Here is a 23,877-nt window from a genome sequence, read left to right as displayed (position 1 = left end):
TTATAGTTCTTATTTTGTAATATAAAAGAAATCCCCCTTCACAAAGTGAAGAGGGATTTCTTTTATGCTTATTTCTTTAAAATGGCTTTAAACTGATTGTATTGCTCTTGTACTTCTTTTGAAGGTTCCTTGTCTAGCAGGCTGACGATGATAATTGCTAAACCAGCAAACAAGAAGCCAGGCGCCAATTCATAGAGGTCGAAAATGCCGCCGGTAATTTGTTTCCAGACAATAACGGTAACAGCACCGACAACAATACCGGCTAGGGCGCCGTTTCGTGTCATGCGCTTCCAGAAAAGGCTCAGGATGATGACTGGCCCGAAGGCAGCACCGAATCCGGCCCAAGCATAACTAACAAGTTCCAATACCTTGCTTTCAGGGTTATACCCTAAAAAGATTGCAATAACTGCAATGCCCAGTACAGCAATTCTGCCAACAATCATTTCTTCCTTCTTGGAAGCATTTCTTCTGAAGATAGATTTATAGAAATCCTGTGCCAATGCACTTGAAGAAACGAGCAATTGAGAGTCAACTGTGCTCATGATTGCTGAGAGAATGGCTGCTAATAAAAATCCAGCTACCCATGGATTAAATAAAACTTGAGAAAACATGATAAATACTGTTTCAGAATTCTTCAGTGGGGTATCTGCAAAGTAAGCAATACCTGCGAATCCAACAAATAGAGCTCCAAATAGGGAAAGAACCATCCATGTCATTCCGATAAATCGCGCTTTTGGAACATCACTTGTTGACCTTAATCCCATAAAACGGACAAGGATATGCGGCTGTCCAAAATAGCCAAGTCCCCATGCCAATAGTGAAGCAACGCCAACAAAAGTAGCACCGGATGCAGCATCCAGATGAGTTGGATCAATTGTCCCGATTTGCTCTAAAGCCTCATTCCATCCGCCAAGTTCCTGGATCGCAACGATCGGAATAATAATCAAAGCGAGGAACATTAAAATACCTTGGATGAAATCTGTCCAGCTGGCAGCCAAAAATCCGCCAAAGAAAGTATAAGACAGAATTACTGCTGCTCCGACCCAAAGTGCAACCGTGTAATCCATTCCAAATGAATTTTTTAATAGAATGGCTCCGCCAACAAGGCTGGAGGAAGTATAGAAAGTGAAAAAGATTAGTATAACAACTGCAGAAACTACACGAAGCATTTTAGAGGTGTCATGGAATCGGTTTTCGAAATAACCGGGAACAGTAATAGAATCGTTGGCTACTTCTGTGTAGACACGCAATGGCTTAGCAACAAATTGCCAGTTCAGATAAGCGCCGACTGCTAAACCGATCGGAAGCCAAATTTCGCCCATACCGCCTAAATAAACAGCACCAGGCAATCCAAGCATTAACCAGCCGCTCATATCGGATGCCCCGGCACTTAAAGCGGCAACTCCGGCTCCAAGGCGTCTTCCGCCTAAAACATAATCTGATAAATCTTTGGTCATTCTGGCTGCAAGAAAACCAATAAGCAGCATGCCGACCAGATAAACAATAATCGCAATTAACGTGGGTACATTTATATCCATAATTTATTTATCCTCTCCTCTTTCAGTAAAGTAAGTGATGCCTGATAATACAATCAAAAGTGGCATTGGAATCAGAAGCCATAGCCATGTTGCTGTAGTGAAATCCATATGTTCACCTCCATCCTAAAAAAAATGATCCCCCTAAAATACATACGTGAAAAAAGTCCCCTTTATACAGTAACATACAGTTTGGTGTTTGTGAAAAATTTGAATCGGGGTAAGAATCGCAATGAAAAGACGTTAATTATCATAACATAATAAAGTTTTTGGGACAAAAAAGCTATGAAGCTATTAATGTATAAATGTATAAAAATACGTAAAATCGCATTAATTTGCTCTTATATTACACATATCATCATATCTATTCATTGAAATTTATAAAATTAAGTTGACAAAAAGCTGAGGCTTTTCATGGAAAACAAAAAGAGACCTATACTTTTTATAGGCCTCTTAAGGGTTAAATATTTAGCTTTTTTATTACTTTTTTTAATGAATTTTCGGTATTTATGTTCTTAAAATCGATCCCAAGCTGGACAGCTGTTTGGGCAACTTCTGGGCGGATTCCGAGCAAAGTTGACTGGACGCCGATGAGTTGCAATGAGCTCATAACCTGGAAAATCTGGTGTGCGACCATTGTGTCAACCATTACGACTCCTGAAAGGTCAATGATTAAATGGGAAATTTCCAATTTCACACTTTGCTGCAGGGTAGACTCCAGTATATATTTTGCGCGCTCTGTATCAATATCACCAATTAGCGGCAAAAGCCCGACTTCGGAGGATAGAGAAATAACCGGTGTGCTGAGCTCTTTGATTAAAGAAGATTGTGCACTTAATCGGTTCAGTAAAATATCCATAAAGTTCTCCGTAAAGGCTTCCATCACATAATCCAATGTATAGTCAATCAGTTCCTGCCAATGAAAAATATCTTTTACCTCAATATTCAAATCGGCATTTTCAACGAATAGCTTTATATGTTTCCAATAAACCTTTCGGAACACACCTAAATTTCTCTGGACTTCTACCAATGATGTGCGGGATTTTACACGGTCGGAGGAAGTCTGTTTTGTCCAATTTGAAATAGTTTCTTTCATTTCCTCTTCTGTTTGAAGGAGGGATTTGGCTACAGTCCTTATATATTGCGTATTTTGCTCGTCAATCTTTTTTAAGGTTTCAGGAGGAGCATCAGCTGAATAGTCCGATCCGATTTTAACAACCTGCCAGCTTCTCCAATCTTTTGTCATTTCAGGTGCGTGTTCAACTAAATATTCATATAAAGCCCGGGTTTTATCAGCCATAAAATCTCCTTATTGATGTATTTGCGCCTATGAAAGGTATCTCTTATTTTCCCTTTATTATAACAGATACGGTCAGTTATCAAAAAAGGGGTGTGCAAAACTAATATTTAATTTTTCAAAAAATTTATAAAAAAGGGTTCACATTCTAAAATCACTGTTATATAATACAAAACATAGATAAATAATTGTTTTATAACAACATAGATTAGTAGTATAACAGACAACAAAGTAACTTGTTATACTATAACAGAATTCACCTGGGGGTTTGCTGAAGGATTGATTTTTTCTAAATTAAAGGAGGATTTAATCAAATGGCAGATGAAAGAGTGCGTCAATTAGAGGAAAGCTGGGAAATGAATGAACGTTGGAATGGAATTGAAAGGCCGTATACTGCGGAGGATGTAATCAAACTAAGAGGATCGATCGATATTGAACATACATTAGCCCGCCGTGGTGCAGAGAAGCTTTGGAAGCTGGTGAAGGAAGAAGACTTTGTGAATGCATTGGGGGCGTTAACAGGCAACCAGGCTGTCCAGCAGGTGAAGGCCGGGCTGAAAGCTATATACTTAAGCGGCTGGCAGGTAGCTGCCGATGCCAATCTTTCTGGAAATATGTATCCAGACCAAAGTTTATATCCGGCAAACAGTGTTCCTAGTGTAGTAAAGAGAATTAATCAGGCGCTGCAGCGTGCGGACCAGATCCATCATATGGAAGGCGATGACTCTATTGATTGGTTTGCACCGATCGTGGCAGATGCGGAAGCTGGCTTCGGGGGTCAGCTGAATGTATTCGAGCTTATGAAAGGTATGATTGAATCTGGTGCCGGCGGCGTTCATTTTGAAGATCAGCTGTCCTCTGAGAAAAAATGCGGACACCTTGGCGGCAAAGTACTGCTTCCAACACAGACAGCCGTTAAAAATTTAATTTCTGCGAGATTGGCTGCAGATGTTATGGGCGTTCCGACAGTGATTGTAGCCCGTACGGATGCTAATGCAGCCGACTTGATCACCAGCGATGTTGACCCTTATGACGCACCATTCATTACAGGAGAACGTACTCCTGAGGGATTCTTCCGAACTAAGGCGGGACTCGACCAAGCGATCGCTCGGGGGCTGGCTTACGCTCCTTATGCAGATTTGGTGTGGTGTGAAACATCCGAGCCAGACCTTGAAGAAGCAAGGCGCTTTGCTGAAGCCATCCATGAAAAATTCCCTGGCAAGCTGTTAGCCTATAACTGCTCTCCATCCTTTAACTGGAAAAAGAAGCTGGATGACGAAACAATTGCGAAATTCCAAGTGGAGCTCGGTAAAATGGGCTACAAATTCCAATTCGTTACGTTAGCAGGCTTCCATGCCTTGAACCACAGCATGTTCGAATTGGCTCGCGGCTATAAAGACCGCGGAATGGCTGCGTACTCTGAGCTGCAGCAGGCCGAGTTCGCGAGCGAGCAGCATGGATATACAGCAACAAGGCACCAGCGTGAAGTTGGAACCGGATATTTCGACCAGGTTTCCATGGTTATTACAGGAGGAACGTCTTCCACAACCGCTTTAAAAGGGTCCACAGAGGAAGAGCAATTCACAGCTGAAAAGCAGGAAGCTTAGTCCTATTGCTTAATTTTAACCGTTAGTAACTTGATTTTTTTTACCTGTATATTCTCCATTTTTCCCTCTCTTCATTGAAGAGAGGTTTTTTTTAGGTTAAGAAGGATAAGATTAAACTAGCACAGCTTATGATGCAGAAACATACATATTATATAGGCACGATTGGAAATTTGAAAAGGGGAATGCCTCTATATACAATGGAATCAGGTCAGTCAGAATGAGGAGGGAGGTGGTACAGTGGCTGAAAATATAGATGATTATCTCCAGCAGGGGATTTACGGGCAAAAACAGACAAAGCCTGATGAGCGGAGGAAGTTTTTGGGGACGCTTCGGGAGCGGATTGTTATTGCGCTGAAACAGCCGCAGGTACGAGAGGACGGAATTTATCCGCAAGTGGAAGAAGCATTGAAAAATAACAGCCAGGCACATCTTTACCTGAATGGGAATATGAGTTATTCCTACTTATCAAAATATATAAAGGCGGCTTCAAAATATAAGGTCGAATATACAATTGTCACCAACAAAGAACATAACTCAGAAATTGGTCTGGTGCTTGCACATGATTATGCGATTGATAAACCGGACATATTTGTCGATAGGAAAACAGTAAAGGCAGAGACTAAAAAGGCATCAGGAAAAAAAGGCGGTATTTTTGCAAAGATTTTTAAGCGGGGCAAATAGATAAAAGAGCAGCGTGAAGATAGGCGCCGCTCATTTTTTGTTGGAAAGGTTTGAATATAGCTTCCCTCATCCATATTTTTTTAATTTTATCTGTCAAAGACAAGCGTTTTACCGGCAAATTTATTGAAATACCGGCCAAGAACTACATTTACCGGCCAATTTAAAAAAGACAGTCAAACTGAATGATTTACCGGCCTATTGGCATCTTGCAGGTTTTCAAGATAAGAGCAGCTGGCAGGAAATACCTATTTGGGTCACTTGTGGATTTTATCAGTCCGAATTTAATATACCGGCCACTTTCCTAATTTTATCGGCGGTTAAATTTTAACAATATCGGTCAGTTGGTGATACAGCGGGCATATAAACGATCCCTGGATTGCTCGGAAGCTTCCTTCAGGAGAGAAGTCCCAATACATTCTTTTATTTCAAAGGCTTTAAATATGAACGCGGATCCAGATCAGAGCCCTCGATGACAATCGCTGTCATGCCTAGATATGAACCTGACTCGTGTTCCTCTCCTTCGTGCCAATAAACAGCAGTTCCTTTCTCGACGGCAACTTGTTCGCCGCCGGCTGTTTTGACCCAGCCCTCTCCATCAATAATGAGGAAAAGCTGCGGGCATGTGGCTGGATGCATGCCAAGAACGCTATTGTCATTAAGGTGGATACAGCCAATCGTAGCTGTCGTGTTTCTTAGAATCGGACTAATGCTGGCGTTATGGCTGTTGAACTGGGTGATCTCCCTGCTTGACTCTGCATCAAAGCGGAAAAGTTTCATAATATGACCTCCTGTAAAAATAATCAAAACCACCATATTTATTAGGCTTTACTGTTCATTTATCCTGCATGATCACAAGCAAACACACAATTTGTTCAACTCATGGTAAAATAAGCAGAAGATTGTTGAAACAGCTGGCGCGCGTGTTGCTTTAACGCGCGAAAGTTTGGTATGATCATAATAATTGTGCTTTGGCAGAAATTAATTTTTGGAGGTGGCATTTATGTCGAGAATTTCAACCGATCAGGTCAAGCATGTCGCGCACCTGGCACGGCTTGCGATTACTGAGGAAGAGGCTGCTATGTTTACTGAGCAGCTGGACAGGATGATTTCGTTTGCAGAGCTGCTTAATGAGCTGGATACAGATAATGTAGAACCGACATCCCATGTGCTTGATATGAAAAATGTGATGAGAGAAGACAAGGCAGAAAAGGGGCTTCCGCAAGAGGAAGTTCTGAAGAATGCACCGGAACATCAGGATGGCTATATCAAAGTGCCGTCCATTATTGAGTAGGGAGGGGACAATGGTGAGTTTATTTGACCATAAGGTATCGGAGCTTCATCAGCTTTTACATAAAAAAGAAATTACAGTATCCGACCTTGTCAGTGAGTCGTACAAGCGGATCAGCGAAGTAGAGGACAAGGTACAGGCTTTCTTAACGCTGGATGAAGAAAGGGCCCGTGAGAAGGCTAAAAAAATGGATGAAAAGATCGGTACAGACGAAGCAAAAGGTCTTCTGTTCGGCATGCCGATCGGTGTGAAAGATAATATTGTTACAAAAGGGCTGCGCACAACCAGTGCAAGTAAAATCCTTGAGAATTTTGATCCGATCTATGATGCAACTGTGGCATCCAAATTACATAATGCAGAAACCATTACAATCGGAAAATTAAATATGGATGAATTTGCAATGGGTTCATCCAATGAAAACTCCGGTTTTAAAGCGACGCGAAATCCTTGGAACCTGGAAAGAGTTCCTGGCGGTTCTTCAGGCGGTTCGGCAGCTTCTGTTGCAGCTGGAGAGGTTCTTTTTTCGCTTGGATCTGACACAGGCGGTTCCATTAGACAGCCTGCTTCCTACTGTGGCGTTGTTGGTTTGAAGCCGACATATGGCAGGGTATCACGCTTTGGCCTGATTGCATTTGCATCTTCACTGGATCAGATTGGACCCATTACACGCACAGTTGAAGATAACGCTTATTTGCTTCAAGCGATCTCCGGGGTAGATCCTATGGATTCAACATCAGCGAATGTCGATGTTCCAAGCTATGCGGAAGCGTTGAGCGGGGATGTTAAAGGCCTGAAAATCGCTGTACCGAAAGAATATTTGGCAGAAGGCGTTGACGAAGACGTCCGCCAATCTGTAATGGATGCTTTGAAGGTGCTTGAAAAAATGGGGGCTACTTGGGAAGAGGTTTCGCTTCCGCATTCGAAATATGCGCTGGCAACCTATTATCTGCTGTCTTCTTCGGAGGCGTCTGCTAACCTGGCCCGCTTTGATGGCGTGCGCTATGGCTACCGGACTCCAGATCCTGAGAATTTAATTGACTTGTATAAAAAGACAAGAGCGGAAGGCTTTGGCGATGAAGTAAAGCGACGTATAATGCTTGGAACATTCGCCTTAAGCTCCGGCTATTATGATGCTTATTATAAAAAAGCTCAAAAAGCCCGGACGCTTATTAAACAGGACTTTGAAAATGTCTTCGAAAAGTATGATGTTATTATTGGGCCGACAGCACCGACACCTGCCTTTAAAATCGGCGAAAATATGTCTGACCCATTGACCATGTATGCGAATGATATCTTAACGATTCCGGTTAACCTTGCCGGTGTACCGGGAATTAGCGTTCCATGCGGATTCTCTAATGGATTGCCGCTTGGCCTGCAAATTATCGGTAAACATTTTGATGAGAGCACAGTTTATCGTGTAGCGCATGCATTTGAACAGGCAACTGATTATCATAAACAACAACCGGGACTGTAAGGGGGGAAAACTCATGAAATATGAAACGGTTATCGGACTTGAAGTGCATGTAGAGCTAAAAACAGATTCGAAAATTTTCTCGGCAAGCCCAAACCATTTTGGGGCTGAACCGAACTCAAATACAACTGTGGTTGATCTTGGCTATCCGGGAGTGCTGCCGGTTATTAATAAAAAGGCTGTAGAATTCGGCATGAAGGCGTCAATGGCGTTAAACTGTGAAATTGCGCCAGTTACAAAATTTGACCGGAAGAACTATTTTTACCCTGATAATCCGAAAGCCTATCAGATTTCGCAATTTGATAAGCCAATCGGCGAGCATGGCTGGATTGAAATCGAAGTGGACGGCTATAAGAAAAAGATTGGCATTACACGTATACATCTTGAAGAGGATGCAGGAAAGCTTTCTCATGAAAAAGGCTATTCTTTGGTAGACTATAACCGCCAGGGTACGCCATTGGTCGAAATCGTATCTGAACCGGATATCCGCACACCAAATGAAGCATACGCTTATCTGGAAAAACTGAAATCGATTATCCAATATACAGGAGTTTCCGATTGTAAAATGGAAGAAGGCTCACTTCGCTGTGATGCGAATATTTCCCTTCGTCCTATCGGACAGGAGGAATTCGGTACAAAGACTGAGCTTAAGAACCTGAACTCCTTTAATTTTGTCCGCAAAGGGCTGGAGTATGAGGAGAAACGCCAGGAGCAAATTTTAAGTTCAGGCGGGACAATCCAGCAGGAAACCCTCCGCTATGATGAAGCGACAAATACGACGATTTTGATGAGGGTAAAAGAAGGTTCGGATGATTATCGTTATTTCCCTGAGCCGGATTTGCTTGATATCCATATTGATGAAGAATGGAAGGAACGTATCCGTGCAGAAATCCCAGAGCTTCCGGACCAAAGAAAGAACCGTTATATCGAAGAGCTTGGATTGCCTGCTTACGATGCCGCTGTCCTGACAGTCACAAAAGAAACATCCGATTTCTTTGAAGCTGCAGTCAATGCTGGAGCAGATGCAAAACAGGCATCCAACTGGGTGATGGGTGAACTTTCCGCCTACTTGAACGCAGAGCAAAAAGAGCTTAGCGATATCGCTCTTACAGCTGAAGGACTTGCCGGCATGATTAAATTGATCGAAAACGGCACCATCTCCTCAAAGATTGCTAAGACTGTGTTCAAAGAGCTGATTGAAAATGGCGGCGAGCCTGAAACAATCGTCAAAGAAAAAGGCCTTGTCCAGATTTCTGACGAAGGTGCTCTTTTGAAAATTATTGGCGAAACGCTTGATGCGAACCCGCAATCAATCGAGGATTTCAAAAACGGCAAACAAAAAGCGATCGGTTTCCTTGTCGGCCAGATTATGAAAGCAACAAAAGGCCAGGCAAACCCGCCGCTTGTTAACAAGCTTTTGCAAGAGGAAATAAAGAAGAGATAAGGGGAGAGCTGTAGTTCCTCCAAATCGAATTTTATGCAAGGAAGCTGATGGGGACCCATCAGCTTTTTGTTTATAAGCGGTTCGACAAAAGGCTCCCCTATTTCCCAGGAAAAGATGTTGTTTTACAAAGTTTTACAGCAAATGCATCTAATATGTGTGCAGGAATGAGAGCTAGTGTTAAAGAAATATGATTTAGAGGCAATTAAAAAGGAGTGGTAAGCATGGAGTTAATGGACTGGTTTGCAAAAGGGCTAAGCCCGAAAGAATACATAAAGGGAATGAAAGTAAATAAGGAAGTAATGAAGGGAGTATATAACCGTTTTTCTTTGGCTGATGAAGAAAAAGATAGGCTGGAAAAGTTAAAGGGATCTGGTATGAAGGCAATAGCTATTACAGAGGATTGGTGCGGGGATGCCATGCTGAACAATCCGATTCTCTTAAAAATTTCGGAGGAAATCGGCGCAGAGGTCCGTTTTATTTTACGGGATCAAAACCTTGAGCTAATGGACCAGTACCTCACGAATGGAGTCTCAAGAGCGATACCGATTTTTATTTTTATAGATAAAGAAGGAGAAGAACAGGCGGTTTGGGGTCCGCGGGCCAAACGTGTCCAGGAAATCGTGGATGAGGAACGCAGTAAGCTCCCTGCGCAGGAGGATGATGATTTTAAGGAAAAGCAGATGAATATGTATAAGAGGCTGACAGCTTCTTATCAGGAAGACTCAGAAATCTGGCATACGGTTGCAAATAGCATTATAGATGCTCTAGTTTCGGAAAAATAATCAGGGAAGGGTGTCGGTTAGCAATGGGCTGGAACCGGAATCGTTTAACGGAAAAGCTGGACATACAATATCCTGTTTTTCAGGCGCCAATGGCAGGTGGAATGACAACACCGCGATTAATCAGTGAGGTTTCCAATAGCGGCGGCCTGGGCAATATGGGAGCAGGCTATATGAATTCTGATGAGATAAGAGAAGATATCAGAAAGATTCGGAGTCTGACGGACAAACCATTTGGCGTAAATCTTTTTGTTCCGAATCTGGGGGTCTCCGCACAAAAAGAAGAGATTAGCAGAATGGGAGAAATGCTCACCCAGTATACCAGTGAGCTGGGGATAAAGGAGAAACCCCTCCTGCCTAAGAAGGATTACGGCGCTCTCTATGAAAAACAGCTGGAGGTAGTATTTGAGGAACGTGTTCCTATATGCAGCTTTACATTTGGCATACCTGATTCAAACGTTATACGTGAACTAAATAAACAGGGTATAGTTATTATTGGAACAGCCACGAATATTAATGAAGCAGTGGAGTGGGAGGAGGCCGGGGCAGATTTGATTGTTGCCCAGGGAAGTGAGGCTGGCGGACACCGGGGAACATTTCATAAGGAAGAAAGCGGTTTGATCGGTTCCATGGCTCTTATACCACAGGTGGCGGATGCAGTCAGCAAGCCAGTGGTTGCTGCAGGCGGAATCATGGATGCACGCGGGATTGCTGCAGCCAAGATGCTGGGAGCAGCAGGTTTTCAGCTTGGAACCGTGTTTCTAACATGCAGGGAAAGCGGAGCTAATCCGTTTTATAAGAACGCCATTTTAAATGCGACTGAAGAGCAAACAGTTTTAACAAAAGCTTTTTCCGGGAAGATGGCAAGGGGAATTAGCAACAGATTCACGGAAGAGATGGAGGGGCAGCATGTGTTGCCTTACCCGCTGCAGAACGATATGACAGCATCTCTCCGAAAACAGGCGGCTAAATTGGAGCGCCCCGAGTTTATGTCACTATGGGCCGGACAGGGCGTGCGAATGGCAGAAGAAATAACTGTGAAGGAACTGATGCTGAAGCTTGTGAAAGGGACGGAAGCTTTAATAGACGGCAAATAAAAAGCAGTGCCTATTGAGGCACTGCTTTTATCTTATTTACCAGCCAATACATTTGTAAGTGGTGGTACAATTTGCTTTTTACGTGATACAACGCCTTTAAGAACGGCTTTGTTGTTTTCAAGCGTTACATTGTAGGCCTGTTCGACTGCTTTTGTTTCTTTTCCAAGAGCGATAGCAACCGAATCGTTGTTAAGGATGTCAGTTAAAACAAAAACGAATAAGTCCAGTTCTTTCTTCTTAATGGTTTCGGAAATAACAGCTTCAAGTTCAGCCTGGCGGTCTAAAACGTCATTCAGGTCAACGGCATTTACTTGTGCCACCTCTGTTTTATAGGACCCCATTTGGAATTCCTTCGCATCAAGGGAAACTAATTCTTCAACTGTTTTTTTGCTAAGATCTGCACCTGCTTTTAGCATTTCCAATCCGTACTCTTCAGGATTTACGCCTGCGACTTCAGCAAGCTCGCGTGCTGCTGCAACATCTTGGTCCGTGCAGGTTGGAGACTTGAATAATAGAGAATCAGAAATAATGGCAGAAAGCATTAAGCCAGCAGTTTCTTTGCTGATTTCCACCCAGTTTTCCTTGTACATTTTGTTGAGGATGGTTGCCGTGCAGCCAACCGGTTCCGCACGGTAATAAAGCGGATCGCTTGTTTCAAAGTTCGCGATTCGGTGATGGTCGATAACCTCAAGGATTTTTACATCTCTGATATCATCAGCACTTTGCTGGAACTCGTTATGGTCAACAAGGATGACTTCGCTTGCTTCTTTTGACACGGCCTCAACAAATCGTGGTGCATCAGTTTTAAAGTAATCTAAAGCATATTGGGTTTCCTCATTAACTTGGCCTAGGCGGATCGGTTCAGCATCAACACCTAATTTGGTTTTTAATTCCGCATATGCAAGAGCTGAACAGATAGAGTCTGTGTCTGGGTTTTTGTGTCCGAATATAAATACTTTTGACATAATCCATACTCCTTCTATATGTAATGTTGGTTTTTGCCTGCTGTTATTTTACCATATATCTAATGTAATGGCGGTACTGGGAAAAATCAAATTTTGTTAATAGTGTTGGTTAATTTTAGGAAAGTATAAAGGAAGCATGTGATTTATGGAGAAATAGATAGGTACGGTAAGGAGGAGTCAATAAATGGAGAAAGTTGCAGTGATTTCAGATATTCATGGAAATATGACGGCACTGGAGGCCGTTTTGGAAAATATCCGTGAGCGCGGAATTGATACGATATTTTGCCTGGGGGATTTAATTGGAAAGGGTCCGAATTCCCGTAAAGCAGTTGAACGGATAAAGGAAACCTGCGAGGTGGTCCTCCTTGGCAACTGGGAAGATTTTATGCAGAAGCCTCTGGATTTCGAGGAGGGGCAATGGCATCAAAAGCAGCTTGGAGAAGAAGCGTTAGCCTATTTAAGCACACTGCCATTCCATCATGATTTTTATATGAGCGGAAAATATGTCAGGCTATATCATGCCTCAGCCAAGAGCATCTATCACCGGGTTGTGCCAATGCGCGATTCTCATGAAGAAAAGCTGGCTATGTTTGAGAATACGGAGAATATTGATGCCGGCGAAAAAGGACGGACACCGGATGTAGTGGGATATGGCGATATCCATGCTGCCCTGATAGAACCCATCCATCCGCAAAAAACACTCTTCAATACAGGAAGCGTCGGAAATTCACTTGATATTCCGCAGGCAACCTATGCGATTCTGCATGGGAAGTACCTCTCAAAAGAGCCGGCAGCTTTCTCTATAGAAATCACGCGTATCCCTTATGATATTGAAAAAGAAATCTCGATTGCCAGAGAAATGGAGATGCCGAATCTGGAAGCTTATGCGCTTGAACTGCGTGAAGCTAAATATAGAGGAGCCCCGAAGAAGGTTTAAACTTCGGATATATGCTTTATTTTGCTATACGCAGAGAAACCAGGTTTATATGCAGAGAAAAATCTTAATCGCATATTAAGTGTGGACTTATATGCACATAAATAAGTTTTTCCGCAGATAAATCGGGAGTATGCGTACATAAACGATTATCTGGCCGGTTCATTCATAGTTAAAAAAAAAATTTGGATAACTATTTTCTTGAATAAACAAAAAAGCTGGCTTCCTAGTGACGGAGTCAGCTTTTATCATATGATCAGAATATTTTCTGGCCTTTTTTAGATAGTGCATAATAAATGCCATGCTGCAGGTTGGTGAAGCAGTTAAATTTGGAGAGATTAAAGTTTGTTTCTGTAATCTTTGTGCCAAGTTCAGGTGATATGCCGACCAGGATGGTTTCGGTGCCGATCAGGTTGGCTGCAGCAGCAAGCTTGCTTAGGAACTCAACAGTGTAGGCACTAATGGACTGGTTCAATCCTGTTAAATCAAGGATCAGGCAGTCAGCCTGGTACTTTGGGAGGCTGTGTAAGGTTTTATCAACGAGTTCCTCTGAACGAAATTCATCATATCTGCCTAGTAGCGGAACGACGACTATACCATCCAATACAGGGATCACTGGGGAAGAGATTTCTTTCACAAGCTCTTTTAGGTTTCTAGTCCGGTCTTCCACCAATTTTTCCAGCTCGCTGATTCTCATTGATTCCTCACGTCTTGCGAGGGCATGGATATTTTCTTCCACGGTAACGGATGAAGGGAAATATTCCAAGTCCGTATAATCATGCTCGCCCAATTGGTCGGTCACTTTTTTGTACCAGAGGCTTGTTCCAAATACGGCAGAAAAGATACCGGCGAAATGTCCCGGCAGAAATGACCCGGATTCGTTTTTCCCTTGCTCTTTGTTTATTTTATATTCCCAGCTATCAACGAGCCTGACTTTGGCCGTTTTTGATTCGGGATCTACCTCGGTTATCGTAAATTTTCCCCACCCGGCTGAAGCATAGATTCTAGGGATAATATTAGCGACATCCTCTACAGGCAGATTCATGTTTTTGAAAAATTCTCCCACTACCATTCCTTGCCTGAAGCCTGTTGTTTCCAGGACAAGACTGGAAGTTTCTTTTCCGGAAATCTCTTCAATGGTATCAAAAAAACTTTTCATGGCTGATTTAATCCAGAAAAGCACTGCATCATCGCCCACGAAATTAAAGGTACCTGAGTCCAGGTCCCAATTAAAGTCAAAGCCATCTATCTTAGTTTGTAAAATTAAGCCTTCGTTGGTCATACCATTACCCCCTGATATTGATATGTATATTTAAAGTAAAAATGAATTTCAATATTTGCCTTAACTCATTTCTTATACCCATTATTTTAGATGACAAACCAAAATACGAAAAAATTATCTCCGTCTGTTTATATTTAGTTTTTTCGATTTCTCATTTACATACGCATACATAATATCCTTTTCATTAAGATTGTTTTCAAGGAGTTGCTCTAGCAGCCATTCCTTTGTTTGGCCAAGCAATTGGAGGTTGCGCTGCTGGATTCTCCCATCAACAATAACAGCAATTGGGAGGCCTTCATCCTGTATGGAAATGTTTAAGTGTTCTACTGTTACGGGTGTATTGGCTACTTTTGGGATAATGCTTACTTCACCAATTGGCTCAAGGATGGCGTAGTCCACATCTGCAATTTTCGGAAATCCCTTGCTTCTGAGGATAGAGAGAAGCTGTGACATAGAAAGGTGGGATTTCTCCAGGTTATCCTCCAGGATTTCACCATTTTTGATCAGCATAGTAGGTTCACCAAGGAAAAAACGGTTGCCGATTTGATTTAAAGTAAGATATGAAAATAAAATATGCAGGCCAACTAGAATCGCTAAAGCCACTAGAGTAGGCAGGTATTCTGTACTAATGAGTGGCTCGGAGGCAACAGTCCCGACAATGATAATGGCAACTAAATCATAGGGGGTCATCTGGATAATGGTCGATTTACCCATCAGTCTCATGATCATGATTGTTATTAAGTAAATACTTAATATTTTTAGTATCAAGAACATATACAGTCTCCTTTAATTAATCATTATTCAAAGGATTTGCTACATCGGAGACTTTCATGTGATAAATCAAAAAAAAGCCCGGACGCTGAATGGGGCATCAGTCTCCGGACCTTTTTTATGCGCGTTTTTTATTATCCTTTGGAGGAAGGCGGTCATCTTTTAACCGTTTATCGTTTATCTTGGGTTCTTTTTTATCAATAAAGTTCTTAATATTGGAGCGGTGCAGAAAAATTAAAAGTAAAAGGAAAATAGAAAAGATAAGTTCATGTTTATGCCCTGGTATAAAGAGGGAATAAACCAGTAAAGAAGCGCCAACCGATAGGGAGCCGTAAAATACATATTTCGTTATATAGATGACTGCAATAAACGAAATATAAGCAATCAAAAACATCCAAATGTTTGCCACAAGCAAAACGCCTGCCGTGGTGGCAATGGCTTTTCCTCCCCGGAACCCTGCGAAAATAGGATAGCAATGCCCGGCTACAGCAATCAGGCCAACAATAAGCGGATCTGCATCAGCTTGCAATAGGAAAGGCAATGCCGCAGCGAGTGCACCTTTCCCGATATCAACAAGCAAGACAACAATAGCTGCCCTTTTTCCAAGCACCCTTAGTGTATTGGTCGCACCCGGATTATTGCTCCCGTGATCTCGGATGTCGATCTGAAACGCGTACTTACCAACTAATAATGCGGTAGGAATCGATCCAATCAGGTACGCTGCCAGAAAAATAAGTAACGTCATCGTATCAATCCTTTTTAATCAATATATTCAGACCTCGTTTAAATTCGTCCTTGCTTAAAAAATATTTTACCGAAGCACCCTCTTTCGTTGTCATTGCATACAGTTTACCATATAATGGTTTTGTTTATAGTGGAAATCGAAATTATTTGAATAGTTGGCGGTGAGGAATATGTCAAAGACAAATTTCGGGCAGGCAGCAAAAAGCTATGTGAGGTCCCGAAACGATATCCCGGTGAGCTTTTTTGAAAGCTTAAACCTGCGAGGCATCTCGTTTGGAGGGAAGAAAATTGCAGATATAGGCTCTGGCACAGGGGCTTTAACAAGAAAGCTGAAGCTGAGGAAGGCTGAAGTAATTGGTGTGGAACCTTCGGGGGAAATGCTTGATGAAGCTGTACGGATCAATTTGGCAAGATATGAAAATATCCCTTATTTGCACGGAACTGCGGAGGATACAGGGTTAGAGCCGAATCACTTTGATATGGTGACTGTTTTCAGAGCTTGGCACTGGTTCGATCGGGAAGCGGCATTAAAGGAAATAAGGCGGATATTGAAGCCAATGGGAAAATTGATAGTGGCTGATTCCGAATTTTTGCCAGACAGCCTGGCGGCTGAAGCGGCAATTGAAGTACTGGAAGGCCATTTAGGGAAACCTCTATTGCCAGCTGGCTCGAAGGCAGAGTCAAGACAGTGGATTAACGGGTTTCCTGTTGAGTGGTTCCCTGAATGGCAGGAGAACGGATTTGAACTTAGAGACTTTTACAAACTGAACTATGAAGTAGTGTTCAGCAACGAGGAGTGGGTGGATCGGATTATGTCGCTATCCAATCTTGCATGTGCTCCAGCGGAGAAAAGAGAAGAAATTTCTTCAGTTTTATTAAAAAAGCTGCACACCCAATTTGGAGCAAATGAATCTCATACCATTCCGCATGCTTGCCATGTTTGTATTTTGGAAACACTTTAACCCTCAATTTTTGAGGGTATTTTTTTGTCTTAAAAAGTGTTGAATTGTATGATTCTCTAGATTATGATTATTTCGGCACTCAAAAAGAAAAATTTGAATTCGAAGTTATAAATAGAATAACCTTTACTTGCTGTAAAAAAGATTGGCACGCGAATGAGCTATTAAATACCCAGCCGGATATAAAGGGAGCATTGCCGGTGTACGTCGCTTTAAAAAAATTGAAAGGAGATGATTTTTCATGGATCATTACTCACGAGAAGAATGGCATAAATATGTTAAAAATGAGCTGGGAGATGCTGACCGCAAAGCCTATGAAGATCATCTCTATATTTGCGACCATTGTTTGGAAGTTTACCTTGAGGCGATGGAAGAAGAGGAACATGTTCTGCCGGCAATGCCGCGAGAAGACGAATTTACTAATCTTGTCATGGCACAAATTACAGCTGATAAAGTAAAAGAAGCCCCTGTGCTGAATGTGGCAGAAGAACAAAAAGAAGCATTTGCCCAGGGAACCTGGTTTGAACGCTGCTTTCCAATTGCATTTACCTGCCTGCTGCTCATTGGCGGGCTAGTGAAGATGCTTGAGGGCACTAAAAGCAAAGCAGAAAAGCTTGAACAAGATTAAACTCTTAATAAGTAATTAGGAGTTTTCTTTTTTTGGGGGCTGTGTAAATGCTTATTGTTGATTTTGGCACCCTGTAGATTGGGGCGGAAAGCGGGAGATTGCATTGGAGAAGTGTGTCAAAGGGAGACCCCGCAGACACGAGTGTGGCGGGGAGGCCCGGAATTTCCGCCGTTCGCTGAGCTCCTGGAGCGGAAATCAACAGGCAAATTTAACAGAGCCGTCTTCTAAAATGTTTGAAAATTCAAGATAATTATTTTACAATAAAAAAGACCAACCAGTTTATTTTAAAATAATAGTCTTGAGGAGTGAGGAATGTGGGAAGAAAGCAGGTTCCGTATGAAATGCAGAAAAAGAGCAAAAGCGTCCATCTGGAGCAGTGGATTTGGGACTTGGCAGCCCAAATGCAGCCTTGCCGATCAGCAGCAATCAGGGATTTGTTTCTCGATAAAATAAAAGAAGATTTGCTGGAAGCGGGTTTGGTAAAAGAAGATTCCGCAATTACTAAGGAGCATGCCGACCTTTATATAAAAGAAATCCTAAAAGAGGGTTCCTTTAACAAAAAATGTTTCTGTGGATGAGAAATGAAGGAGAAAAAAATGTCTCAGACAAAAAAATTTTTATATGGTGAAAGAGTTCATTTAAGGCCGTTTCAGCAGGGGGATCACGAGAATATTTATTATGCATTACTGGATCCTGATTTTCGCAAGCTGACAGGAACCCAGCATTTTTTAACAATGGAATCGATAGAGAAAGCATATGAAAATTTTAAAAATGATAAAAGCCGTATGGACCTGGTGATTACTTTAAGTGAAACAGGAGAGGTTATCGGGGACTTGGCACTGAACGAAATTGACTATCTGAACCGAAATGCTAACATTCGAATTGCACTTTACAAAGAAGAGCATTATGGGAAAGGGCTTGGAACGGAAGCTGTCAGGCTAATTCTTGAATACGCCTTTGAGGTCCTCAGTCTATATAGAGTCGCCTTAAACGTTTATGAATATAATAAGCGGGCCATTAAGGCATACGAAAAGGCTGGGTTTGTCCGTGAGGGTGCATTCCGCGGAGAGCTTTTATATGATGGGGAATACTATGACAATTACATAATGAGCATTCTGCGCCATGAATTTAAAAGCTTTAGGTAAGCATACACAAGAGAATGATAAACTAAAAAAAGTTAACTTAATTACAACGGAGGGACTAATTTGGCGCCTATCGTATCCGAGGAATATAAGCGGAAAAAGAAAAAAGAGATTCTTGCCGGCGCGCTTGCCTGCTTTGCCAAGAAGGGCTTTCAAGCTGCTACGATTGATGACATTGTTGCCTATTCGGGAATAAGCAAAGGCGCCATCTATAATTATTTTAAAAGCAAAGAAGAAATTTATCTTGAGCTTATGAACGAGCAGACAGAAGCAACGAATGCCAGGCTTGTAGAGAGAATTTCCATTCTATCTACAGCTGAAGAAAAGCTTGAGTATCTTTTTGATTTATACAGGGAAATGAGTCCGTTTAGCCAGGAACGCAAGGATAAAATTGTGGTTCATCTGGAATTTACATTACATTCGTCCAGGGATGAAAATTTAAACCGGATTTTGAATGAAAGAGGAAAGAAGTTCTTTTTAAAGCTCATCACCGATATTATGGAAGAAGGGCAGGCTTCCTGTGAATTCCGCCCGGATGCAGACCCGAATTACGTAGCCGGCATGTTTTGGACCATAATGGATGGTGCAATGCTTCATAGCGTTTTAAATAAAGAATATCCATATAGAACAGTCATCGATTATGTAAAAAGCCTTGTCCTGAAGGATCTGAGACAAGTCTAAAGGGCATAGCCTATTACTCTTTTGAAAAATAATGCTTAATCAGGATACTTTTTTGCCGGATGAGGGTATAATTCTTTTGTGCCATCTGCTACTTGTGAAAACATGCGGAAGTGAATAGAATAGAAACCGGAAGTGCAACGTAAAAATTGCTAAGTACATGTCTATTCGCTATGATGTAAAAAGATGGAATTATATAAACGGATTAAGACAAAGTTGATTAAATAATAGGATGATGGGCTATGAAAAGAGCAAGAATTATTTATAATCCAACCTCGGGCCGTGAAATTTTTAAAAGGCATTTGGCAGAGGTTCTGCAAAAGCTGGAGGGGGCAGGCTATGAAACCTCCTGCCATGCTACAACTTGCGAGGGGGACGCGATAAAAGCAGCACGGGCAGCTGTTGAGCGCCGCTTTGATTTGGTGATTGCAGCCGGCGGCGACGGTACAATCAATGAAGTTGTAAACGGGCTGGCCGAGCAGGATTACCGTCCGCGCCTTGGGATTATCCCGACCGGGACCACAAATGATTTTGCACGGGCGCTTCATATACCAAGGGATGTAGAAGCGGCGGCTGATATCATTGTCAAAGGGGATACAATCCCAGTTGATATAGGCCGAATTAATGAAAAATATTTTATTAATATTGCCGGGGGCGGAAGGCTGACAGAGCTGACCTATGAAGTGCCAAGCAAGCTAAAAACAATGATTGGCCAGCTTGCTTACTATTTAAAAGGGATTGAAATGCTTCCTTCCATCCGTTCAACTGAAGTGAGCATCGAGTTTGACGGAAAAATGTTTGAAGGGGAAGTTATGCTTTTCCTTGTGGGGCTAACAAATTCAGTAGGCGGCTTTGAAAAGCTTGCTCCTGATTCCAGCATCAATGACGGGATGTTCTCCTTGCTGATATTAAAGAAAACCAATCTAGCCGACTTTATTCGGATTGCTACACTGGCAGTCCGCGGAGAGCATGTCAAAGATCCGAACGTGATCTATACTCAGGCAAACCGGATTAAGGTCCAAGCCAAGGAAAAAGTCCAGCTTAACCTGGACGGCGAATTTGGCGGGCTGCTTCCAGCCGAATTCGTCAACCTCTACAGGCATCTGGAAGTTTTTGTGCCAATTGACCAGATCCGGGAAGAAGACCGCCCGACAGATTGGGAAAGTCCGCATGAATAAGAAGAAGTCCGCTCTTTGGAGCGGGCTTTTTTTTATGAATATCCCCATTCAATCAAACGTTTGATTGAATTCTTTGCTTCTTTGGCTGCTTCGCTTTCCAGCCCTGTTTTGACTGCCTATTATTTTGCTTTGAAAAAATTTTGGATAGAGCAATATATTAGCCCGTTAAAACTGCAGCCAGTATCTAATTTCGTAATTACCCCTGTTTTGTGATACAATCTCTCTAGTCAAAAAGGTCACGGAATTAAGCTGAAAAGGAAGAAAACAATGAACAGAACATTACCAGTTCAAAAAAATGATTATATAGATGTTATTTTTGAGGATTTGACCCATGAGGGAGCGGGGGTTGCCAAAGTAGATGGCTACCCGCTGTTTGTGCCAAACGGGCTTCCCGGCGAAAAGGCAAAGGTAAAGGTTATTAAAGTCAACAAAGGGTACGGATTCGCCCGTTTAATTGAAACGTACGAAGAAAGTCCATACCGGGTTGAGGCTCCATGTCCGATCTATAAAGAATGCGGGGGCTGCCAGCTTCAGCATTTGAGTTATGAGGGGCAGCTTCTTACAAAAGAAAAGCAGGTCAGGGATGTGCTGACTAGGATTGGCAAGCTTGAGAATATAAAGGTTCATCCAGTCCTAGGCATGAAGGATCCGTGGCGCTACCGCAATAAAGCACAGGTGCCGATTGGTGAGCAGGAAGGCGGGCTGATCGGAGGATTTTACCAGCAGCGTACTCACCAAATCATTGATATGAAAGAATGCCTCATCCAGCAGGAAAAAAATGATGAGGTGGTCCAGAAGGTAAAGGAAATTTGCAGCCGATACGGTGTGCGTGCTTATGATGAAGGCAGGCACAAAGGTGAACTCCGCCATGTCATGGCGCGCTACGGGCTAGTTACTGGTGAAGTGATGATTGTGCTGGTCACGAGAACGAACGAGCTGCCGCATAAGCAGAAGATCGTGGAAGAGATTGTCGGAAGTGTTCAAGGTGTTAAATCAGTTGTCCATAATGTGAATACAAAAAAGACGAACGTAATCATGGGCGATGTTACTAGGCTCTTGTGGGGAGAAGAAGTCATCTATGACTTCATCGGGAATATTAAATTTGCCATTTCTGCACGCTCTTTTTATCAGGTGAATCCTGAGCAAACGAAGGTATTATATGATAAAGCGCTGGAGTATGCGAACTTGAGCGGAGAAGAAAAGGTAATCGATGCGTATTGCGGAATCGGGACGATTTCCCTTTTCTTGGCACAGAAAGCAAAAGAGGTTTTCGGTGTTGAGATTGTACCTGAAGCAATTGAGGATGCCAAGCGGAATGCAGCCCTAAACGGAATTACTAATGCCGGGTTCGCAGTTGGGAAAGCTGAAGAGGTCATTCCCGACTGGTATAAAAAGGGCAACACAGCGGATGTACTTGTTGTGGACCCGCCGCGAAAAGGCTGTGACGAAGCCCTTTTGCAAACCATCCTAAGTATGAAGCCAAAGAAGGTCGTCTATGTGTCCTGCAACCCCGGAACGCTTGCGAGGGATTGCGCATCCTGGAGGACGGCGGATACAAGACTGTTGAAGTGCAGCCGGTTGATATGTTTCCGCAGACTATGCATTGTGAGGCGGTTGCGAAAATTGAGTGGAGAGAAGGCAGCTAACCCTAGGGGAGTTGCCTTTTTTACTGTGCATAGCAAAAAGTCTTAAGGTAATGGGTATAGAAGTAGTTGAATAGTCCTGATTTCTAGTTTGATTCTTTGTTTTCTGCTCCCTACTCCTAACCTCTTCCAATTTTCACAGAGTTTTTTCCTTAAGTAACCTAGGCTTCTTAAAAATGTAGGTTTTTCCGACAATTTTTATGTTTTTTATCGTAAAATTCTGTAAAATAGATTTAATAAAGTCGGAAAATGGGGTGAGCTCATTGATAAAAGGTTTCCCGATTCTAGGGAATGATGGTGATTCAATCTATTCCAATCCTGATGAATTAATAGATTTGTTCCTGAATTGTACGGCAGATGGGGTTGCCATAATTGATATGGAAAACCGTTTTATAAGAGTAAACCATATGTACACGGTGATTTTTGGCTATACCGAAAAAGAAGTTATCGGAAAAAAGTTTACAGAATTTCAAAATCCTAACGAGGTTAAGGATATTATAAAATTGGTCAAGCTTGGAAAAGTATACAGCAATGTAATGACGCAGCGCTATCATCAGGACGGCTCGGTTTTGGATATTTCAGTGTCCTATTCTCCTTTCCGGAACTCAAAGGGCAAAATCATAGCGGTCCTCGCTATTTTCCGGGATATGACTGATTTAAAAAGCATGGAAAGAGAGTTAAGGAAAACGAGGGAGCTCTATGACTTAATTACGAAAAATACGACAGATATGATTAAGGTTTTTAAAAAGGACCAAACACTTATTTATGCATCCCCTTCACATGAAAAGGTTTTGGGCTATTCTCCAAGGGAGCTCGTTGGCAAAAACTGCTGTGACGTCATGCCGCCAGAGGAAAAAGAAAAATTTCACTGGATGTTTCAAAATCTATTGGAAACCGGTGAGCCTCAGCTGATCGAAACGAAATTATTTACATCCGGCGGCGAAACTGTTTTTGTCGAGACGAGTATTTCTCCGATTTTAAATGAACAAGGGGAAAATGAGTTATTCGTGGCCGTAGGCAGAAACATTACTGACAGGGTCAATAACGATGCTGCGCTTCGGAATCTGGATCGCCTTTCCATTATTGGCCAGCTGGCTGCGGGCGTTGCCCATGAAATCCGAAATCCGCTTACTTCATTGAAAGGGTTTTCAAAACTTCTCCAGTCAAGTGTTAACCAGGAAAAGCAGGATGACTACTTGTCTATTATTATGGAAGAGCTCGAGAGAATCGACATGATTGTAAATGAATTTATGTCGCTGGCTAAGCCTCAGGCGATCGAGTTTGAGAAGGGAAATCTAATATCCATCCTGGAAAGCACTATTAATGTCCTGCACCCGCAGGCCTTGCTCCATAATGTTCAAATCCAGCTTGACTATGATGAAGATAACATCGTGTTACTATGTTCCCCTCACCAGCTGAAGCAGGTGTTTGTCAACTTCCTGAAAAACGCGATTGAAGCCATGCCTAATGGCGGAAATGTCCGTATTGGCGTTGAAAGAACAGATCATAAGCGTGTGAGAGTTGCTTTTTCAGATGAAGGACCAGGGATTAATGCAGATTTATTAAGCTACCTCGGAACACCTTTTTACACGACAAAAGATAAGGGAATCGGTCTAGGGCTCACGGTCAGCAATAAAATCATCCAGGAGCACCATGGCTCGATGAGAATAGAAAGCCAAATTGGGGAAGGCACCACTGTGCTGGTGGAGCTCGATAGCATATAGTTATGATGTGTCTTATCTCTTTGTAGGATG

Annotated in this window: 22 protein-coding genes and 1 pseudogene; 16 read left to right on the top strand and 7 right to left on the bottom strand. The window is 42.4% G+C overall.

Annotation, left to right across the window (positions count from 1 at the left end):
- Nucleotides 1-68 precede the first annotated feature (68 nt).
- Entirely contained in the window at nucleotides 69-1,538 is a 1,470-nt protein-coding gene (putP, locus tag AC3ZVC_RS02725) for a sodium/proline symporter PutP (protein WP_490066157.1), read from the bottom strand.
- Nucleotides 1,539-1,995: 457 nt separating this feature from the next.
- Complete coding sequence (locus AC3ZVC_RS02720) at nucleotides 1,996-2,835, bottom strand: STAS domain-containing protein (protein ID WP_490066156.1); 840 nt, start codon at nucleotides 2,833-2,835, stop codon at nucleotides 1,996-1,998.
- A 311-nt stretch (nucleotides 2,836-3,146) separates the two neighbouring features.
- On the opposite strand from AC3ZVC_RS02720, the gene aceA reads away from it, so the two are divergent.
- Together aceA and AC3ZVC_RS02710 are read left to right on the top strand one after the other, a co-directional pair.
- On the top strand, nucleotides 3,147-4,439 hold the full coding sequence (gene aceA, locus AC3ZVC_RS02715; RefSeq protein ID WP_490066155.1) for an isocitrate lyase: 1,293 nt from the start codon (nucleotides 3,147-3,149) through the stop codon (nucleotides 4,437-4,439).
- A 237-nt stretch (nucleotides 4,440-4,676) separates the two neighbouring features.
- Nucleotides 4,677-5,120: a YueI family protein gene (locus AC3ZVC_RS02710; RefSeq protein ID WP_490066154.1), complete on the top strand. Its 444-nt coding sequence runs from the start codon at nucleotides 4,677-4,679 to the stop codon at nucleotides 5,118-5,120.
- Between the two features lie 420 nt (nucleotides 5,121-5,540).
- Here AC3ZVC_RS02710 and AC3ZVC_RS02705 read toward each other — a convergent pair whose 3' ends face one another.
- Complete coding sequence (locus AC3ZVC_RS02705; RefSeq protein WP_490066153.1) at nucleotides 5,541-5,897, bottom strand: cupin domain-containing protein; 357 nt, start codon at nucleotides 5,895-5,897, stop codon at nucleotides 5,541-5,543.
- A gap of 223 nt (nucleotides 5,898-6,120) precedes the next feature.
- Here AC3ZVC_RS02705 and gatC point away from each other — a divergent pair, with 223 nt between their 5' ends.
- From gatC to AC3ZVC_RS02680, 5 genes are all read left to right on the top strand, one after another.
- Nucleotides 6,121-6,411 carry an Asp-tRNA(Asn)/Glu-tRNA(Gln) amidotransferase subunit GatC gene (gene gatC, locus AC3ZVC_RS02700; RefSeq protein ID WP_490066152.1) on the top strand — a complete coding sequence of 97 codons (291 nt, stop codon included), beginning with the start codon at nucleotides 6,121-6,123 and terminating at the stop codon, nucleotides 6,409-6,411.
- A 13-nt stretch (nucleotides 6,412-6,424) separates the two neighbouring features.
- Nucleotides 6,425-7,882: an Asp-tRNA(Asn)/Glu-tRNA(Gln) amidotransferase subunit GatA gene (gene gatA, locus AC3ZVC_RS02695; protein WP_490068799.1), complete on the top strand. Its 1,458-nt coding sequence runs from the start codon at nucleotides 6,425-6,427 to the stop codon at nucleotides 7,880-7,882.
- Nucleotides 7,883-7,895: 13 nt separating this feature from the next.
- Nucleotides 7,896-9,323 (top strand): Asp-tRNA(Asn)/Glu-tRNA(Gln) amidotransferase subunit GatB, encoded by a 1,428-nt coding sequence (gatB, locus tag AC3ZVC_RS02690; RefSeq protein ID WP_490066151.1) that lies wholly within the window; start codon nucleotides 7,896-7,898, stop codon nucleotides 9,321-9,323.
- A gap of 221 nt (nucleotides 9,324-9,544) precedes the next feature.
- Complete coding sequence (locus AC3ZVC_RS02685; protein ID WP_490066150.1) at nucleotides 9,545-10,105, top strand: thioredoxin family protein; 561 nt, start codon at nucleotides 9,545-9,547, stop codon at nucleotides 10,103-10,105.
- Between the two features lie 23 nt (nucleotides 10,106-10,128).
- Nucleotides 10,129-11,199 carry an NAD(P)H-dependent flavin oxidoreductase gene (locus tag AC3ZVC_RS02680; RefSeq protein WP_490066149.1) on the top strand — a complete coding sequence of 357 codons (1,071 nt, stop codon included), beginning with the start codon at nucleotides 10,129-10,131 and terminating at the stop codon, nucleotides 11,197-11,199.
- A 32-nt stretch (nucleotides 11,200-11,231) separates the two neighbouring features.
- Here the strand turns inward: AC3ZVC_RS02680 and AC3ZVC_RS02675 are convergent, their stop codons facing one another.
- Nucleotides 11,232-12,164 carry a manganese-dependent inorganic pyrophosphatase gene (locus AC3ZVC_RS02675; RefSeq protein ID WP_490066148.1) on the bottom strand — a complete coding sequence of 311 codons (933 nt, stop codon included), beginning with the start codon at nucleotides 12,162-12,164 and terminating at the stop codon, nucleotides 11,232-11,234.
- A 184-nt stretch (nucleotides 12,165-12,348) separates the two neighbouring features.
- Between AC3ZVC_RS02675 and AC3ZVC_RS02670 the strand changes: the two genes are divergently transcribed.
- Complete coding sequence (locus AC3ZVC_RS02670) at nucleotides 12,349-13,101, top strand: metallophosphoesterase family protein (protein ID WP_490066147.1); 753 nt, start codon at nucleotides 12,349-12,351, stop codon at nucleotides 13,099-13,101.
- Nucleotides 13,102-13,354: 253 nt separating this feature from the next.
- Here the strand turns inward: AC3ZVC_RS02670 and AC3ZVC_RS02665 are convergent, their stop codons facing one another.
- The 3 genes from AC3ZVC_RS02665 to plsY all read right to left on the bottom strand — a co-directional run bounded on the left by AC3ZVC_RS02665 (nucleotide 13,355) and on the right by plsY (nucleotide 15,896).
- Nucleotides 13,355-14,380 (bottom strand): STAS domain-containing protein, encoded by a 1,026-nt coding sequence (locus tag AC3ZVC_RS02665; RefSeq protein WP_214726063.1) that lies wholly within the window; start codon nucleotides 14,378-14,380, stop codon nucleotides 13,355-13,357.
- A gap of 114 nt (nucleotides 14,381-14,494) precedes the next feature.
- The gene (locus AC3ZVC_RS02660; protein WP_490066146.1) at nucleotides 14,495-15,154 is read right to left on the bottom strand and encodes a DUF421 domain-containing protein; all 660 of its coding nucleotides are present in this window, start codon (nucleotides 15,152-15,154) and stop codon (nucleotides 14,495-14,497) included.
- A gap of 115 nt (nucleotides 15,155-15,269) precedes the next feature.
- On the bottom strand, nucleotides 15,270-15,896 hold the full coding sequence (gene plsY / locus AC3ZVC_RS02655; protein WP_490066145.1) for a glycerol-3-phosphate 1-O-acyltransferase PlsY: 627 nt from the start codon (nucleotides 15,894-15,896) through the stop codon (nucleotides 15,270-15,272).
- Between the two features lie 169 nt (nucleotides 15,897-16,065).
- Between plsY and AC3ZVC_RS02650 the strand changes: the two genes are divergently transcribed.
- The 8 genes and pseudogenes from AC3ZVC_RS02650 (at nucleotide 16,066) to AC3ZVC_RS02615 (ending at nucleotide 23,847) form a co-directional block, all read left to right on the top strand.
- On the top strand, nucleotides 16,066-16,857 hold the full coding sequence (locus AC3ZVC_RS02650; protein ID WP_490066144.1) for a class I SAM-dependent methyltransferase: 792 nt from the start codon (nucleotides 16,066-16,068) through the stop codon (nucleotides 16,855-16,857).
- Between the two features lie 238 nt (nucleotides 16,858-17,095).
- Nucleotides 17,096-17,482, top strand: a complete 387-nt coding sequence (locus tag AC3ZVC_RS02645; RefSeq protein ID WP_490066143.1) for an anti-sigma factor — start codon at nucleotides 17,096-17,098, stop codon at nucleotides 17,480-17,482.
- Between the two features lie 314 nt (nucleotides 17,483-17,796).
- The gene (locus AC3ZVC_RS02640) at nucleotides 17,797-18,060 is read left to right on the top strand and encodes a hypothetical protein (protein ID WP_490066142.1); all 264 of its coding nucleotides are present in this window, start codon (nucleotides 17,797-17,799) and stop codon (nucleotides 18,058-18,060) included.
- 18 nt (nucleotides 18,061-18,078) lie between these two features.
- A complete protein-coding gene (locus AC3ZVC_RS02635; RefSeq protein ID WP_490066141.1) occupies nucleotides 18,079-18,627 on the top strand; it encodes a GNAT family N-acetyltransferase in 549 nt (182 codons plus the stop codon).
- A 60-nt stretch (nucleotides 18,628-18,687) separates the two neighbouring features.
- Entirely contained in the window at nucleotides 18,688-19,305 is a 618-nt protein-coding gene (locus AC3ZVC_RS02630) for a TetR/AcrR family transcriptional regulator (RefSeq protein WP_490066140.1), read from the top strand.
- A 239-nt stretch (nucleotides 19,306-19,544) separates the two neighbouring features.
- Nucleotides 19,545-20,480 (top strand): diacylglycerol kinase, encoded by a 936-nt coding sequence (locus AC3ZVC_RS02625; RefSeq protein WP_490066139.1) that lies wholly within the window; start codon nucleotides 19,545-19,547, stop codon nucleotides 20,478-20,480.
- 267 nt (nucleotides 20,481-20,747) lie between these two features.
- A pseudogene (rlmD, locus tag AC3ZVC_RS02620) lies at nucleotides 20,748-22,126 on the top strand (23S rRNA (uracil(1939)-C(5))-methyltransferase RlmD).
- A 260-nt stretch (nucleotides 22,127-22,386) separates the two neighbouring features.
- The gene (locus tag AC3ZVC_RS02615) at nucleotides 22,387-23,847 is read left to right on the top strand and encodes a PAS domain-containing sensor histidine kinase (protein ID WP_490066138.1); all 1,461 of its coding nucleotides are present in this window, start codon (nucleotides 22,387-22,389) and stop codon (nucleotides 23,845-23,847) included.
- Nucleotides 23,848-23,877: the final 30 nt, after the last annotated feature.

It is taken from the genome of Cytobacillus sp. C11.1, assembly GCF_058145115.1.
Note: the sequence above shows the minus strand (reverse complement) of the source record. Positions and strands in the feature narration are given on the sequence as shown.